This is a genomic window from Bacillus sp. FSL K6-1106, assembly GCF_038005245.1.
GTDB lineage: Bacteria > Bacillota > Bacilli > Bacillales > Bacillaceae > Bacillus > Bacillus altitudinis.
The window spans coordinates 2,036,239-2,051,423 of record NZ_JBBOSV010000001.1; the positions used below are offsets into that span (position 1 = coordinate 2,036,239).

The window sequence follows — 15,185 nt, forward strand, 5'->3', positions numbered from 1 at the left end:
TTGAAAAAGAGAGAGCATGCACGTATGTATACTCTTCTCTGCCTAACGTTTATAAAGATTTTCTCACAATGATTTCTCCATCAAGTTGAATGGTCTGGGGTGCACTCTTATCCCCTTCAAGACGCGTCTTGATTTTTTGCATCGCCGCTTTCCCCATCTCATGAGATGGCTGCGCCACCGTAGTGATGCCTGGCCCGATCAGCTTATACCATTCTGTATCATCAAATCCGGCAATGCCTATCTCCTCAGGAATCTTCACCCCAAGATCGACGAGTTCACTGATGAGCTTCAGCATGAGTAATCCATTGCCTGCTAAAATCGCTTTTTTCTGATGGTTTGATTGTAAAAAACGACAAATCTCATCTCGCATTTGTTCCTTTTGCTTCAAATTGATTTCTGCAATCATAGGTGTCTTATGTTGACTCATCGCCGTCTGTTCATAGGCTTCTTTTCGTTCTTTACGAGGACTAATCCCATCGACCGGCTCAGTAAAGAAAGCGATGTGTTCGTAGCCTTTTTCATACATTTGATGAAGTAGACGAGCCGTGATGTCACGGTTATTCGTTGTGACGGTATCGACCTTGAGTTCAGGTAACTTACGGTCAACAAGAACAATCGGTACACCGTTTTGCTTAAAGTCTTGCAAAATGTCATTGTTTTGACCGGTCGTATTAATGATCAGTCCTTCAATATAATGCGCATTCAGCTTCAGAAGCATTTCTCGTTCTTTTTCTGGACGATTATCTGTGTTGCACACCATGATGCTGTATCCATATTCATCACAAATCTCTTCCACACCACGAAGTGTCGCAACAGAGAATGGATTCGTAATATCAGCCACAATAAAACCAATGACCTTGCTCTTTCTTACTTTCAATCCTTGGGCAAGCTGACTCGGACGATAATGGAGCTCCTCAATGGCTTTTTTAATCTTTTTTACCTTTTCAGGAGAAATTTCATTTGTTCTGCCATTGATGTATCTGGATACCGTTGATTTTGAGACACCTGCATATGCTGCAACTTCGTTAATGGTGACTTTCGTTTGCTTTTTCTCTTTCATACAAAAAACTCCCAAGATCGATCTTCTCATTTGTTTCGAAACCGATTTCAAATAAACTTAAAAAAAGCATACCACAAGTTGAACTGTATCAGAAGATTTTTTTCATGAACATGAAGAAAAAAAAGCTTTTATACAATTAAAGAAAGCGATTTCAAATTAACGGTTGACGCCGCTCTCTTTTTCCTCTAGAATTTTCCTTGAAACCGATACCAAATAAAACAATCATATGTTTCAGATGGAAAGGGAGGCTTATCTCAAATGGAAAATCGTTATGCTGTACATCCTGAGCAGGTCAAGCGTTTTACAACAGAGGAACTTCGTCGTCATTTTCATATTCCGACACTCTTTGTCAGTGGTGAATTGAAACTGTATTATTCGCATGAGGACCGCGTGGTGATTGGCGGCGTTATGCCGACATCAGAACCGATCAAGCTAGATGCCGGCGACTTTTTACGTACAGAATATTTCCTTGAAAGACGGGAAATTGGCATTGTGAATGTCGGCGGCCAAGGTACGGTCACAGTCGATGGTGAGTCATTTGTGCTGGAGCATAAAGATTTCTTATATATTGGACTTGGACACGAACATGTACAGTTTGCTAGTTCATCAGGTGAGCAGGCCAAATTTTATCTTGTGTCAGCCACAGCTCATAGAGCGTATCCGACACAAAAGGCTGCGATTGCTGAATTAACACCGAATCATTTAGGGGAAGCATCCGCCTCAAACGTACGGAATCTGTATCAGGTCATTCATGCAGACGGCATCCAAAGCTGCCAGCTTATGATGGGCATCACTCAGCTTGAAACCAATAACACATGGAACACGATGCCTGCTCATATACATGACCGGCGGATGGAAGTGTACTTATATCTTGATATAGAGGAAGACGCACGTGTCTTTCATTTTATGGGGGAGCCATCTGAAACGAGACATCTCGTTGTGGCAAATGAAGAAGCCGTCATCTCACCTGCCTGGTCCATTCATTCAGGCTCAGGTACCGCAAATTATTCATTTATTTGGGCAATGGCGGGAGAAAACTATACGTTTAAAGATATGGACTTTGTCCCGATGGACCAGCTGAGGTAATGAGATGACGACGACATCATATGTAGCGTCCCTCTTTTCCCTCGAAGGCAAAACAGCTCTTGTCACAGGTCCTGGAACTGGTATTGGGCAAGGTATTGCCGTAGCGCTTGCCCGTTCAGGTGCAGATATCATCGGCACCTACCACCATACGCCGCTTGATGAAACAAAAGAACTTGTCGAACAGACCGGCAGATCATTTCATGCGATTCAAGTAGACTTTTCAGATCCTAAGTCCGCAAAGCGGGATGTTGATGCCCTTTTAAAGCAGCATTCAATTGATATTTTAATCAATAATGCTGGGACCATTAAAAGAGAAGAGGCCGCTCAATATTCAGAGGAAAACTGGCATACTGTGATGGATGTGAATATCAACAGTCTCTTTTTCCTCACGCAAAAGGTCGGACAGCAGATGCTGAAAAAAGGGCAAGGGAAAATTGTCAATATCGCTTCCCTTCTATCATTTCAAGGTGGTGTCTTTGTTCCCGCTTATACAGCAAGTAAGCATGCTGTCGCAGGTTTGACGAAAGCTTTTGCAAATGAATGGGCAAGTCAGCATATTCAGGTCAATGCGATCGCGCCTGGTTATATTGCAACCAATAACACGCAAGCCATTCGTGACGATGCGAACCGGAATGAAGAGATTCTGAAACGAATCCCCGCTGGACGCTGGGGACGGCCTGAAGATCTAGCAGGTGCCGCCGTCTTTCTCAGCTCCCCTGCCTCTGATTATATGAACGGTCATATTTTAGCCGTAGATGGCGGCTGGCTGGCGAGATAAACATGTGAAGAGAATTCCTATTTTAGGGGATTCTCTTTTTTCTATTTGCATAATTCTTCTCCTTTCGAGTCACTCTATAAAAAAAGACATGAGGGTGAGGTATTATGAAAAGTCGTATTGAACAAGATATAGAGTCCGTCATTCAGCGTGTCAAAAGCTTTGCCGGCAAAAGTGATGATATCGTGTTCCACTCTTTTTCATTTGGTCCTTCCGCTGTCTCTGCATGTCTCGTGTACGTTGAAGGACTCACAGAATTTGAGATGCTTTCCAAACAAATCATTTCACCTATGCAAAAGGAACTGACCATTACCGAGGTCGACCACACCACACTTTCTTCCCTTTCTAAAACGTTCTTTGGCATTCAAAATGATGTGCTGGAAGATATGAACCTTGCCATCGAGCAGTTATACAGCGGCAGGGCTATTTTATTTGTGGATAGAGCTACACAAGCGCTTGCGCTCCATACGAATCTTTTTCAATTTAGAGAAGTAGAGGAGCCGCAATCAGAAGTCCTTGTAAGAGGACCCCGGATTGGATTTATTGAAAATCTTGAAAAAAACACGGCATTGCTTCGTGAACGGGCAAACGATCCGAATCTAGTGATACAAAAAGTCAATGTGGGTACTCGGAATAAAAAGTCTGCCGCTCTCGTGTACGTTCGAGATATAGCAGATCCAGCACTTGTGGAAGATGTTGTTTCACGAATGAAAGAGATCAAGATGGATGATATTCCTGAAACCGGCTATATTGAACAGCTAATCGAGGACAGCCACCTCACTATTTTTCCACAGATACAAAATACAGAACGACCTGACCGGGTCATCGCTGCTGTGCTTGAAGGCAAAGTCTCCATTTTGCTAGACGGCACACCTTTTGCCCTCATCATGCCGATGACTCTCACTGCCTTGATGCAATCACCTGAGGATTATTATCAAAGGTGGACAAGCGCGACCCTTTTACGTCTGCTTCGTTATATCGCTGTGCTTTTGACTATTTTTTTACCTGGTCTCTACATCGCCCTTGTCTCCTATCACCCAGGTTTATTACCGACTCAGATGGCACTCACAATCGCAGGCAGTAGGCAGAATGTTCCGTTTCCTCCTGTAGTTGAAGCCATTCTCATGTCTTTTACGATTGAACTGCTGCGGGAAGCTGGGCTTCGTCTTCCTAGGGCGATTGGGCAGACGATTGGACTGATCGGCGGCGTCATTATTGGGCAGGCGGCTGTCCAAGCGAATATTGTCAGTGCCTTAATGGTCATTATTGTGTCTCTGACGGCACTAGCCGATTTCACTGCTCCATCATATGATTTCAGCTTTCCCTTACGCATCCTGCGGTTTATGGCCATCTTCAGTTCAGCCATGTTTGGATTATACGGCTTAATTATGTGTTATTTATTTGTGCTTTGTCACTTGATGCAGCTAAAAACCTTTGGTTTTGACTATTTTACACCTGTTTTGTCTTCGCCGTTTTCAGATTTAAAAGATACGTACGTTCGTTTACCGATAGGGCTATTTAAATCGAGACCGAAAACAGCCAAGACAAAAAATCTCAAAAGACAAGGAGATTAAACGATGTACAGAGCTGAGAAGCTATCATTGTTACAAGTCACCATTCTGTGCAGTTCTACAATGATAGGCGCTGGAATTTTAACCATTCCACGCAGTTCTGCCAATTCAGGATTCCCTGATGGCTGGATCATTGTATTGATACAGGGAGTCATCTTTGCTTTCGTTGCTTTTTTGCTAGGTTGGATTGCTGAGAAGAATGCACCTGATACTATTTTTGAGTCAAATAAAAAAGGCGCTGGTGCCTTCTTGGGCACGATCTTTAATTTAATCATGATTGCTTATTTACTAGCCATTGTTGGTTTTGAGGCGCGTGTACTCGGCGAGGTGGTTCAGTTTTTCCTTCTTCAATCGACCCCTATGACCCTGATTGTGATGATTTTTATACTTGTAGCGATCTATCATTTAAAAAGCGGTATCTTTCCAGTGGTGAAAATGGTGACGTATATTTACCCAATTACGATGGTTATTTATATTGGGCTAATGCTGTTTAGCCTGAAAATATTTGATTTTGATTATTTGCGCCCTGTGATGGCGCATGGTTTTAAAGATTTTGGTAAGCTATTCTCTCAAACCTTCATTCAATTTACAGGCTTTGAAGTCATTTTGTTTGTCGTACCGCTCATTTATAAAGACAAATGGCCGAAAGCCAAATGGGCCGCATCCATCGGGGTCATAATTACATCACTTGTGTATTCTCTCACGCTTTTTATTGTGATTGGCTCCATGACGGTTGGAGAAACGATGTCACTTACATGGCCCACCGTCTCACTCATTCAAGCGCTAGAACTTGAAGGGGTGTTCATTGAACGCTTTGATATTTTCTTACTGACGATTTGGACATGCCAGCAGTTTATTTGTATGCTTGGCTTTTTCCAATTTGCCATTAAAGGGTGTCACACAGTCTTTAAAACGACCAATGTAACAAGGTTGCTATGGCTGTTGTTTTTCTTAACCTCTGCCCTATCTCTTTTTCCAAAAAATATTAATGAAGTCTTTTATTTTTCCACTTTACTCGGCTACGCTCTGTTCATTATTTTAGCCATTCCCTTCATCACATTTTTGCTGCTCACGATACGTAAAAAATGGGGAGGTGGTTCTGCATGAGACGAAGGCGTTTACTTTTATTCTGCTTGTCCAGTCTTCTTTTTCTTCTAACTGCAGGGTGCTGGGACATAAAAGACATTGAGACATTAACGTTTGTGCGTGGCGTTGGCATCGATGAAACAGATGATCAAGGCGTAAAGCTCACTTACCAAAACCTTATACCAAATATGGGTGGAACAAAAGAAGCTGCTTCAACAGGCTATGTCAATGTTGTATCGAAGGGGAAAAATGTGCTAGAGGCTGTCAGTCATGTCGCCTTAAAGGATCAGCCGATCTACAGTGATCATCTTAAAATCTTTTTGTTCGGCAAAAGTCAGGCAGAGCAACACGATATTCAAGGAACACTCAATCACTTTATACGAGATGATGAGGTTCGAAGAAGTAGCTATCTACTAGTGACTCGTGATAATGCATCAAAAGTGCTCAATCAAAAATTAAATTCGCAGCAAAAGGTTCCAGTTGAGCATATCTTTGAAACATCAAAAAACCGGGACTATAACGGAAAAATTTTACTGCCGGTACGTATTGGGAGAGCGTCCGATTACTTTCAGATGGGCGTAAGCTTTCTTGTCCAAAGTGTGGATGCCATTAATGACGGGCTCGTCTATGATGGAGCAGGTATCATTCATGGAAAAACACGAAAACTCATAGGGTTTATTTCAGCAAATGACGTTCAAGCTTTAAATTGGATGATGAATCGTATCTCAGGCGGAGTAGTTCCTGCAACGTACAAAGGCTTTCCTATTACGTATGAAATCAAGAAAGCCGCTTCCAAGGTCGAACCTTATCTAAAAGATGGAAAGATTTCCTTTAAAGTCAGTATAAAAACAAATGGTAAACTATCTGAAGATCAATATCCTTCTGAGAACTCATTCGATGAACAGTACATCAAGCGTTATGAGCGCATCTTTTCAAAAAAAATCATTGAGCAGATTCACAAAGCTGTCCGCCACATGCAAAAAGAAGTTGGGGTTGATCCGATCTTTTTAAATCATCAGGTGCGCATCAAATATCCTGACTTTTGGGAGAAGCATCGTGACGAATGGGACACCCTATTTCAAGAAGCTGAAATTCATTACGATGTGAAAGTCAACATCTTGAACTTTGGTGCAGAAGGCGCAACGAAAAGCTTTAAATGGTAGCACAAAAGGCGGTCATCCGCCTTAGATGGCTGACAAAGGGCTAAAATGAACTTTGCTTTAGCCCTTTGTCTTCTTTTCAGCATGATAGAAAACCTTTGCAGTCTAGGAAGGACGAGGACCGGAGCAGAGCGAATGAGGGATTCGCGAGCACCGGTGCGCAGGACTGACAAAGAATGGGGTTTGCCTACACGCTGAGGCGGATTACCCGGAGGGGGAACCGCCTTTTTTACGTGCAACGATCAAAAGCTGATAGAGCGTCACTTGATCAGATAATGCTTTTGTTTGAAAGCCAAGTGACTCTCCTACTCTCGCCACTTCGTCAAAAAACAATTGAACGTTTTGATCAATTGGCACATTGATCGGCTGTTCAATCACGCGATGAAACAAATGGTCTGGAAAGAGCGCCCGCATTGTGTTTGGTGTGAAAAATCTCATATGTGTTCGATCTAAAATCCCCACATCTTGATACGTAAAATCACCTGCCAATAAAGGCAGCAGTACTTCCGCATGCATCATATTAGGTAAGCAGCAAATGATCACGCCTCCTGGTTTTAAAGACGCATGCGCTTGAGCAATCATCTGCCATGGGTCTGACACATGCTCTAACACATCAGAAAAGATCACAGCATCAAAAAAAGCTTCTTTCTCTGACCAAGGATACGCCTCCGCTTTTGTCTCAATCACTTCTTTGTAATACGCCTTTGCTATCTCTGCTTTTAATGCATCCGCCTCTACTCCGTACATGTCAACAGACTGCCGGTTGATCAGTTCAAGTCCTGTCGCCCCAGCACCGCAGCCAACATCCAGCACACATCCGGCATCCTCAGGGAGCAGTGCTGCAAAATATGGATGGGGCGTTATCAGATTTAAATTAATGCCCCATTTATCTAAAAAACGAAGCCTGTTCTCCGCAAACAATGTAGAGATGTTCGTTTCTTCATTGGCATTGAAGGTAGCATGACCGTGATGATGCACAAAAGAATCATGGACGATTTGCAGCTGGTACCCCTTCAGCAATGAGCGCAGACAAAGGTCATCATCCTCAAATGATCCATATACAAACCGCTCATCAAATAACCCTACATCCTCGATCAGCTCTCTTTTGACCAGCAAACAAAAACCAACAAGTCTGTGCACATATGTTCTTTGACCTTTTCTCGAAGCCGTATATGCCTTCGCAAAGGCAGGAAGCTCCTTCACATCTGTGTAAGATGGCTGAACGAGCTGAGGACCACTCACATAATTGGAGACAGGGCCTACCATGCCAATACGATCTGATGCAAAAAGGGCTTCTCTTAAAGGCAAAAGCCAGTTTTCGGTCACAATCGTGTCGTTATTTAAAAAAAGAAGACTATCTCCTGTTGCCTTTTTCGCCCCTTGGTTACAGCCCTTGGCAAAACCTTGATTCTTCTCGTTGTCAATCAACACGACATCTTCCAGTTGTCTCACATATTCCTTTGTTCCGTCTGATGAAGCATTATCCACGATAATGAGTTCATATTCATCAGGCCGAGTATGCTTCTTGATACTGTCGATACATTTTTTCGTTAGGTGCAGTTCATTGTACGTCAGCATCACAATGCTCGTTTTTCCTTTCATCTCATTTCCACCTTTCGCCCGCCTGTTCCATATGTATGTCATAGGCAGCACGTTCAGAAGATGAGTGATTGTCCTTTCTTGATTAAACGTTTGTTTAACAAAGGGCTAAAATGAATTTTTTAGCCCTTTGTCTTCTTTTCAGCGTGATAGAAAACCTTTGCAGTCTAGGAAGGACGAGTATCGGAGCGGAGCGAATGAGAGATTCGTGAGCACCGACACACAGGACTGACACCGAATGCGAGGGTTTGTCTACACGCTGAGACCAGCTGCCTCATGCAGCTGGTCTTTTTTCATACCGTTTCCCCTTCATCATTGACGACGGCACGGTTTCTCTTTTTTAAATCTTCTTCAATCTCTTCAAGACTTTTTCCTTTCGTTTCTGTGACTAAATATTTCACAAATAAGAAGGCACCTATGCCGATGGTTGCATAAATAAGGAAAAGGTTACTGATGCCGATTGCACTTAATAAGGTTGGGAATGTGAGCGAGATGATCAAATTCCCTGTATGCAGTAGGAAGGTCGATACCCCCGTACCGATTCCCCGGACATGTACTGGGAACAGCTCCGGTAGCATCACCCATACGACCGGACCCCAGCTGACAGCAAAAATGACGATGAAAAGTCCTAAACATATAATCGTCGTCCACCCTGCAGCTGTTGATCCCTCGAAAAAACGATTGACCACTGCTAGAACAATCAAACTAAGAACCATCCCTACATTTCCAAATAGGAGTAACGCTTTCCGCCCGACACGATCAATGATTTTAATCGCAACAAACGTCATGACAACATTGACTGCACCAATTCCTACAGTTCCTAAAATGGCTGCTGAATCGCCAAAGCCGACACTTGTGAATGTTTTTGGTGCATAATAAATGATCGTATTTGTCCCAATAAACTGCTGTAAAAAGGCTAAACCGACACCAGCAATTAAAGCGGGGCGCACCCATGGTTCGAGTAATTCCTTAAGACCGCCCTTTTCTTCACTTTCTGCTTTTTGAATATCCGCAATCTCGTCTTCAACTTCTTGCTTACTTTGTCTAAGTTTTGACAATATTTCTTTCGCCCGGTCCGCCTGTCCTTGGACAAACAGCCAGCGAGGACTTTCTGGCATAAACAAAATACCACATAACAAAAGAACAGAAGGAACAACGGCAATTCCAAGCATCAGACGCCATGCCTCTGCATCCGCTAAAACGTAGTTCACAATATAGGCAAGAAGAATACCAAATGTGATCATGAGTTGGTTTAATGAGGAAAGTGCCCCTCTTGATTCCTTTGGCGCAAGTTCAGATAAATACAATGGAACTATCGTCGTCGAGCATCCGACAGCAAGTCCTAGCACGATTCGGAATAAGACCATGACCTCCGTATTCGGTGCAAGGGCTGTTCCAAATCCGCCGATAATAAATAAAATGGCTGCGGCGATAATCGCTTTTTTCCGTCCGAATTGATCTGTCAGTTTTCCAGAAAGAGAAGACCCGAGCATCGCCCCGATTAAAATCGAGCTGACTACAAGTCCCTCTGTAAATGCATTTAAACCTAAATCCTCTTTCATAAATAAGATAGCGCCAGAAATGACACCTGTATCGTAACCATATAAGGCGCCGCCAAGTGCGCCGAAGAAATAAAGCCACCCATTCCGATTTTTCATGATCATAACCCCTCTTTTATCTATGTAATGACTGGATGTTTCTCTATGAAAAATCATTTTCCTCACTTCCTGTCATTTCAAACATTTCGATGTTTTATGACAAATATATTTCATTTGCGTATCATTGAAACTTTTTTAGATAAGGAAACGTCAATTAAGCGTTAGTGAAAAAAATGTCGCACTATATCCCGTTTTAAGGTATATTTGTTTTAGTTTGTAAGCATAAAAGAAGGACATCTTTACTATAAAATCATAGCGAGGGTTTAAATATATGGATCAAACAAGAAGTAAACGCAAAGGCAAAAAGCGTTTAAAACCATGGGTGAAAGTCACTCTTTTTATTTTTGGTATTCTTTTACTGACAACCGCTTCTGTTACCGGCTATGCCTACTATAAAGTGACAACAGCTGCGAAAAAAGCACAAGTCTCTCTAGACCGCGGTGCACAATCTGTCAAACGGATTGAAGCATTTGATCCTGGGAAAGACAGCTTTTCTGTCTTGCTACTTGGCATTGACAGCAGACCAGGCGAAACCGTCAAACAAGCACGAAGCGATGCAATGGTATTAGCGACAGTAAATCGTACGAATAAAACCGTGAAATTATTAAGTATTCCAAGGGACTCATATGTTAATATTCCAGGTCATGGTTATGACAAAATTACACATGCACACGCATTTGGTGATGCAGACCTCACGGTGAGTACAGTTGAGAATTTACTAGATATCCCTGTCGACTTTGTGATTGAAAGTAATTTCAAAGCGTTTAAGGAAATTGTGAACGAATTAAACGGTGTTTCCGTTAACATTAAAGATGAATATGTTGTGAAACAGATTCTTAAAGATACAAAGGGCAAAGTTCAGCTGCAAACGGGTACTCACACACTAGATGGTAATCAAGCTCTCGCTTATGTGAGAACAAGAAAAGCAGACAGTGATCTCATGCGCGGACAGCGTCAAATGGAAGTATTAAAAGCCATTTTCGATAAATCAAAATCAGTAACGTCTATTCCGTCTTATGACAATATCATAGATACTCTAGGCGATAACGTCTCAACTAACCTGTCAATGAAAGAACTAGTCGGTCTTTTCCCACTACTCACTTCATTGAAATCTGTTGATACGATTCAACTAAAAGGATCTGATTACCAGCCAAATGGCGTTTATTATTACCAATTGGATCAAAACCAACTGAACGAAGTCAAAACGGAATTAAAGAAACAGCTTGAATTATCATAAAAACTGAAAGCGTCCTTTTGGGCGCTTTTTATGTGTTGAAAAAGGTGTTTGCGCTTTTTCTTCTTTTCAGCGTGATAGAAAACCTTTGCAGTCTAGGAAGGACGAGCACCGGAGCAGAGCGAATTTGACATTCGTGAGAACCAGCACGCAGGACTGACAAAGAATGCGAGGGTTTGTCTACACGCTAAAAGCGTCCTTTTGGGCGCTTTTTCTTATATCCTTGATCAATTGACCATTTTTGTTTAGCCTTAAAGAGAGGAATCCACAATCCGACTCTTTCATGAGAATGAAGGAAATCGTACATACTTTGAAGAGGCTATTGCATGAATGAAGGAGGATATAACAGCAATGAAAAAAATGATTGCGATTGATTTAGACGGTACACTCTTAAATACGAAAAGTGAAATATCCGCTCAAAACCGGCAAGCATTGATTCGTGCGAAGGAAGCTGGATATATTGTGACCATTTGTACAGGGCGCGCGACTTTTGATGTAAAAGAGCTTCTTGGGGATTTGGACATTCCCATTATTGCGGCAAACGGAGGAACTGTCCATACAGAAGGGTACAAGCTCTTCAGCAGAATCACCCTTGATCAAGAAGCTGGAAGACGTGCTGCAAAGGAATTAGTGGAACGGAACATTTATTTCGAGGTCTATACAGACGATGCCCTCCTTTCCCCATTTGATGGAAAAGAAAAGCTTAAAGCTGAATTTGATATGATCAAAAGTGCCAATCCTCATGAGGATGTAGCTGATTTATGGGAAGGGGCGATGACTCAATTTAAACAGTTTGGCATCAAACCTGTCGATGACATCCGTCAAATTTTCGAGTCGAATGAACCAACTTATAAATTACTATGCTTCTCCTTTGATATGAATAAGCTGCAAGAAGCACGAGATCTTCTTTCTAAGATGCCTGAGCTCTCCTTGACCTCATCTGGAGAACATATCATTGAGGTACTGCCAAAAGAGTCAGGTAAAGGACATGCCCTCAAAAAACTTGCAGCCCATTATGGCGTAGACCGATCCGATATTTATGCGATCGGTGACAGCCCCAATGATCTATCCATGTTCGATGAAGCAGGACACAGGATAGCGATGGGGAATGCGGTGGATGTCATTAAAGAAAAAAGCACCTATATCACAAAAGGCAATCATGAAGATGGCGTCGCCTATTTTATTGATCTGCTTTTGCAGAATCAATTTCAAGAAAAAAAGACGCTTGTCTGATCAGCGCCTAGTGAGAAGTCGAGAAGTCCGATCCGAGCATTGATCGGGCTTTTTCTTTATTTTTTGATTCTAACAGCCGTCTCATATTTATCCTTCCAATACGTACTTGTTTTCATATTGGTAATGACAACGCCATTTGAAACCGTCACATGAATGACTTGATTTGAACCAGCATAAATGGCTGGCATCAACGAAGTCCCTTTAAAAAAGACAAGATCTCCTGGCTTTAGTTCCGATCGTTTCACAGGTGTACCTGCTTTAACTTGTCCCGGCGCATAGCGAGGCATATCAATTCCAAGCACTTCTTGATAGATATACTGCGTGAATCCTGCTGTATCAAAGCCTTGCCTTGGGCTCGCACCACCTTTTACATAAGGTACTTCTCCAATATACGTAGCGGCTTTTGATACGACTGGGTCTTCTTTCGCTAGTTTCAGCTCAGTTAATCGTTTCGCACCTGTCCATTTCTCACGCCAATACGATTCAGACAAATAAGAAATCGTCACACTTTCCGAACGGCTCGCATGAATAAAGCGGTCTCCTCCGATGTACATTCCTACATGTGAAATTCCTTTTTTATACGTGTTGCTAAAAAAAACAAAGTCTCCAGGTCGAATATCGTCTCGTGCTACTTTCTCTCCAACCATCCATTGCTGCTCAGCACTTCTTGGCAAATAAATCCCAAGTGATTTTTCAAACAAATATTGTAAAAAACCTGAACAATCGAATCCTACTTTTGGATCTGATGCCCCGAATACATAAGGGATTCCTAAATATTTCATCGCATCTTTCACCAGTTGATCATCCGACATCTCTTGGGAGACAGGCAGCCGTTTGACCGCATAGAACCGATCGGTCCAATATTTACTTTTGCTGACATCTGTTTTCACCACCCCTTGACTGAGTGTGATGTGGATCACTTGATCATTTCCAGCGTACAAAGCAACATGTGTCGGGATGTCTTTTGTTTCTTCAAGACTGCGAAAATAGACAAGGTCTCCGGGCTTCGCTTTTTCCCATGATACGTTTTCACCGATTTGGTATTGATCAATCACCTTTCGCGGCAAATCAAATGCACCTGTTGTTTTGTATACATATTGTATAAAGCCAGAAGCATCAAAGCCCGTTTTCGGATCGATTCCTCCTTTATGATAAGGCGTACCTATCAGCGTTTCCGCTTGTTTTAAAGGAGATGTTGTTTGAGCAGACACCTCTGTTTGAGACATAAACATGAGTCCTACAATGGCACATCCTCCAAGCAGTATTCCTTTCCATTTCATCCTCTCTTCCTCCTTTCTTTTATAGTTTCGACATGACCCCTTTCATTTTACACCTTTTTCCGTCAAAAAAGAGCACGCCTCGCGTGCTCTTTTCATCATCATTTCTTTATTTACTCGCTTCCGCTTTTGACTGCTTTTGCTGTTCAATTTTCTGCATTTCAACCGAGATCTTTTGTTTCTCATGATCTGTAAGGCTGTCACTAAATTTAAAAGCAGACATAAAGACAAAGACTAAAATTAACGCAACAAACGGCCAGCTTGCTTTAAGGAATTTCATTTTTTATCCTTCCCCTCGTTTTCTTTTAATGTTTGAACTTTATCAGAGTGATCGACTTCAAAGAAAATATGTCCGTCTTTTTCTTTCCAATCCGCATTCGTGCCATTTGTCAGCATACGGATAATCGATTTTGATTCAAGAGATCCTGCTTTGACTGGAGCAGGTGTCGCTTCTTTGATGTACATTGGAACCACTTCAAATGTCGCTTTTCCATCTTCATTCAGATGATACTGAACAATGGCAGAATCACGTGTTCTTGACCAGCCTTGGTCAAAAATAAAGTTCCCCAAGCTATAGAAAATCGCTGTTCCGTTATAGACTTCCATCGGCTCAAGAACGTGCGGGTGTGCACCGATAATGATATCAGCACCTGCCTTTGACATCGCTCTTGCCAGCTCTCTTTGTCTGTCGTTTACTTCATTGTTATATTCCTGTCCCCAGTGCGCATGAACAACAACGATATCTGCCTTTTCAGCAGCTTGTGAAATCATCGGAATAAAGATAGATGGATCAGCTGGTAGAATACCTGCCTTGCGATTTGTTGCTTTAAAATCTTTTCCATATACATCTGTAAAACCAAGGGTAGCGATTTTAACGCCATTCACTTCTTTGTATGAAATGTTCTGCTTCGCATCATTGACGTTGCGCCCTGCCCCTGTATAATCCATGTCAGCTTTTTCAAAGGCATCAATCGTGTTATTTAAGCCTTTTTCACCGTAGTCTGCTGCATGGTTATTCGCAAAGTTTAGTACAGAGAAATTCAAATCCTTTAACGCTTGTACAGAATCTTCATCTGTTTTCAAATGAATGTTCTTTTGTGCTGCCTGTTCCTTATCTGAAGCCACTGGATGCTCAAAATTCCCAGTTACATAATCTGATACATCAAAATACGGCTTCGCATAGCGGAACAGGTGCTGCTTTCCATAGCGGTCTGTTACTTTCTCTACATTTCTTCCAAACATAATATCTCCGACAAACGAAGCGGTCAGGATGTTTTCTGGATTCTTTTCTACAGTTGGTACTTGTGCTTTTCCGATAAATGTAAATAGAAATGTACAAGCAATGACAATCGGTAAAGCAATCAGTACGTGTTTATTCGTCTTTTTCTTTTGGTTCTTTGTGATTTTCAGCAGCTTTTCCTGAAAGCTCAATTTTTTATTCATCAT

General features: G+C 42.1%; 13 protein-coding genes. 7 read left to right on the forward strand and 6 right to left on the reverse strand.

All coding sequences use genetic code 11. From position 1 onward, the window contains the following. Positions 1-49: 49 nt before the first annotated feature. The gene (locus MHI20_RS10695) at positions 50-1,060 is read right to left on the reverse strand and encodes a LacI family DNA-binding transcriptional regulator (RefSeq protein WP_340938140.1); all 1,011 of its coding nucleotides are present in this window, start codon (positions 1,058-1,060) and stop codon (positions 50-52) included. Positions 1,061-1,318: 258 nt separating this feature from the next. Here MHI20_RS10695 and kduI point away from each other — a divergent pair, with 258 nt between their 5' ends. The 5 genes from kduI (at position 1,319) to MHI20_RS10720 (ending at position 6,741) form a co-directional block, all read left to right on the forward strand. Further along, positions 1,319-2,146 (forward strand): 5-dehydro-4-deoxy-D-glucuronate isomerase, encoded by an 828-nt coding sequence (gene kduI / locus MHI20_RS10700; RefSeq protein WP_017368169.1) that lies wholly within the window; start codon positions 1,319-1,321, stop codon positions 2,144-2,146. 4 nt (positions 2,147-2,150) lie between these two features. Beyond that, positions 2,151-2,924: a 2-dehydro-3-deoxy-D-gluconate 5-dehydrogenase KduD gene (gene kduD, locus MHI20_RS10705; RefSeq protein WP_007499885.1), complete on the forward strand. Its 774-nt coding sequence runs from the start codon at positions 2,151-2,153 to the stop codon at positions 2,922-2,924. Positions 2,925-3,028: 104 nt separating this feature from the next. Next, positions 3,029-4,495, forward strand: coding sequence for a spore germination protein (locus MHI20_RS10710; RefSeq protein ID WP_073412912.1), 1,467 nt, complete (start codon positions 3,029-3,031; stop codon positions 4,493-4,495). A gap of 3 nt (positions 4,496-4,498) precedes the next feature. Continuing rightward, a complete protein-coding gene (locus MHI20_RS10715) occupies positions 4,499-5,599 on the forward strand; it encodes a GerAB/ArcD/ProY family transporter (RefSeq protein ID WP_073412913.1) in 1,101 nt (366 codons plus the stop codon). Then, a complete protein-coding gene (locus MHI20_RS10720) occupies positions 5,596-6,741 on the forward strand; it encodes a Ger(x)C family spore germination protein (RefSeq protein WP_041507875.1) in 1,146 nt (381 codons plus the stop codon). Before MHI20_RS10715 ends, MHI20_RS10720 begins: the two co-directional genes overlap by 4 nt. Before the next feature lie 201 nt (positions 6,742-6,942). On the opposite strand, the gene MHI20_RS10725 is transcribed toward MHI20_RS10720, so the two are convergent. Next, positions 6,943-8,340, reverse strand: coding sequence for a bifunctional glycosyltransferase family 2 protein/class I SAM-dependent methyltransferase (locus MHI20_RS10725; RefSeq protein WP_110487151.1), 1,398 nt, complete (start codon positions 8,338-8,340; stop codon positions 6,943-6,945). Between the two features lie 290 nt (positions 8,341-8,630). Beyond that, complete coding sequence (locus tag MHI20_RS10730) at positions 8,631-9,995, reverse strand: sugar porter family MFS transporter (protein ID WP_110487237.1); 1,365 nt, start codon at positions 9,993-9,995, stop codon at positions 8,631-8,633. Positions 9,996-10,266: 271 nt separating this feature from the next. Here MHI20_RS10730 and MHI20_RS10735 point away from each other — a divergent pair, with 271 nt between their 5' ends. Together MHI20_RS10735 and MHI20_RS10740 are read left to right on the forward strand one after the other, a co-directional pair. Continuing rightward, positions 10,267-11,232, forward strand: a complete 966-nt coding sequence (locus MHI20_RS10735; RefSeq protein ID WP_035389731.1) for an LCP family protein — start codon at positions 10,267-10,269, stop codon at positions 11,230-11,232. A gap of 348 nt (positions 11,233-11,580) precedes the next feature. Further along, entirely contained in the window at positions 11,581-12,462 is an 882-nt protein-coding gene (locus tag MHI20_RS10740) for a Cof-type HAD-IIB family hydrolase (protein WP_173408353.1), read from the forward strand. A gap of 56 nt (positions 12,463-12,518) precedes the next feature. Here MHI20_RS10740 and MHI20_RS10745 read toward each other — a convergent pair whose 3' ends face one another. The 3 genes from MHI20_RS10745 to MHI20_RS10755 all read right to left on the reverse strand — a co-directional run bounded on the left by MHI20_RS10745 (position 12,519) and on the right by MHI20_RS10755 (position 15,182). Then, on the reverse strand, positions 12,519-13,742 hold the full coding sequence (locus tag MHI20_RS10745) for a C40 family peptidase (RefSeq protein WP_041507879.1): 1,224 nt from the start codon (positions 13,740-13,742) through the stop codon (positions 12,519-12,521). A gap of 106 nt (positions 13,743-13,848) precedes the next feature. Continuing rightward, positions 13,849-14,019: a hypothetical protein gene (locus MHI20_RS10750; protein ID WP_008343253.1), complete on the reverse strand. Its 171-nt coding sequence runs from the start codon at positions 14,017-14,019 to the stop codon at positions 13,849-13,851. Continuing rightward, positions 14,016-15,182: a CapA family protein gene (locus MHI20_RS10755; protein ID WP_017360004.1), complete on the reverse strand. Its 1,167-nt coding sequence runs from the start codon at positions 15,180-15,182 to the stop codon at positions 14,016-14,018. Before MHI20_RS10755 ends, MHI20_RS10750 begins: the two co-directional genes overlap by 4 nt. Positions 15,183-15,185: the final 3 nt, after the last annotated feature.

What these genes read in the sequence shown, in the direction of transcription:
- MHI20_RS10695 (WP_340938140.1), bottom strand. Translation starts at nt 1,060, where the DNA reads ATGAAAGAGAAAAAGCAAACGAAAGTCACCATTAACGAAGTTGCAGCA.
- kduI (WP_017368169.1), top strand. Translation starts at nt 1,319, where the DNA reads ATGGAAAATCGTTATGCTGTACATCCTGAGCAGGTCAAGCGTTTTACA.
- kduD (WP_007499885.1), top strand. Translation starts at nt 2,151, where the DNA reads ATGACGACGACATCATATGTAGCGTCCCTCTTTTCCCTCGAAGGCAAA.
- MHI20_RS10710 (WP_073412912.1), top strand. Translation starts at nt 3,029, where the DNA reads ATGAAAAGTCGTATTGAACAAGATATAGAGTCCGTCATTCAGCGTGTC.
- MHI20_RS10715 (WP_073412913.1), top strand. Translation starts at nt 4,499, where the DNA reads ATGTACAGAGCTGAGAAGCTATCATTGTTACAAGTCACCATTCTGTGC.
- MHI20_RS10720 (WP_041507875.1), top strand. Translation starts at nt 5,596, where the DNA reads ATGAGACGAAGGCGTTTACTTTTATTCTGCTTGTCCAGTCTTCTTTTT.
- MHI20_RS10725 (WP_110487151.1), bottom strand. Translation starts at nt 8,340, where the DNA reads ATGAAAGGAAAAACGAGCATTGTGATGCTGACGTACAATGAACTGCAC.
- MHI20_RS10730 (WP_110487237.1), bottom strand. Translation starts at nt 9,995, where the DNA reads ATGAAAAATCGGAATGGGTGGCTTTATTTCTTCGGCGCACTTGGCGGC.
- MHI20_RS10735 (WP_035389731.1), top strand. Translation starts at nt 10,267, where the DNA reads ATGGATCAAACAAGAAGTAAACGCAAAGGCAAAAAGCGTTTAAAACCA.
- MHI20_RS10740 (WP_173408353.1), top strand. Translation starts at nt 11,581, where the DNA reads ATGAAAAAAATGATTGCGATTGATTTAGACGGTACACTCTTAAATACG.
- MHI20_RS10745 (WP_041507879.1), bottom strand. Translation starts at nt 13,742, where the DNA reads ATGAAATGGAAAGGAATACTGCTTGGAGGATGTGCCATTGTAGGACTC.
- MHI20_RS10750 (WP_008343253.1), bottom strand. Translation starts at nt 14,019, where the DNA reads ATGAAATTCCTTAAAGCAAGCTGGCCGTTTGTTGCGTTAATTTTAGTC.
- MHI20_RS10755 (WP_017360004.1), bottom strand. Translation starts at nt 15,182, where the DNA reads ATGAATAAAAAATTGAGCTTTCAGGAAAAGCTGCTGAAAATCACAAAG.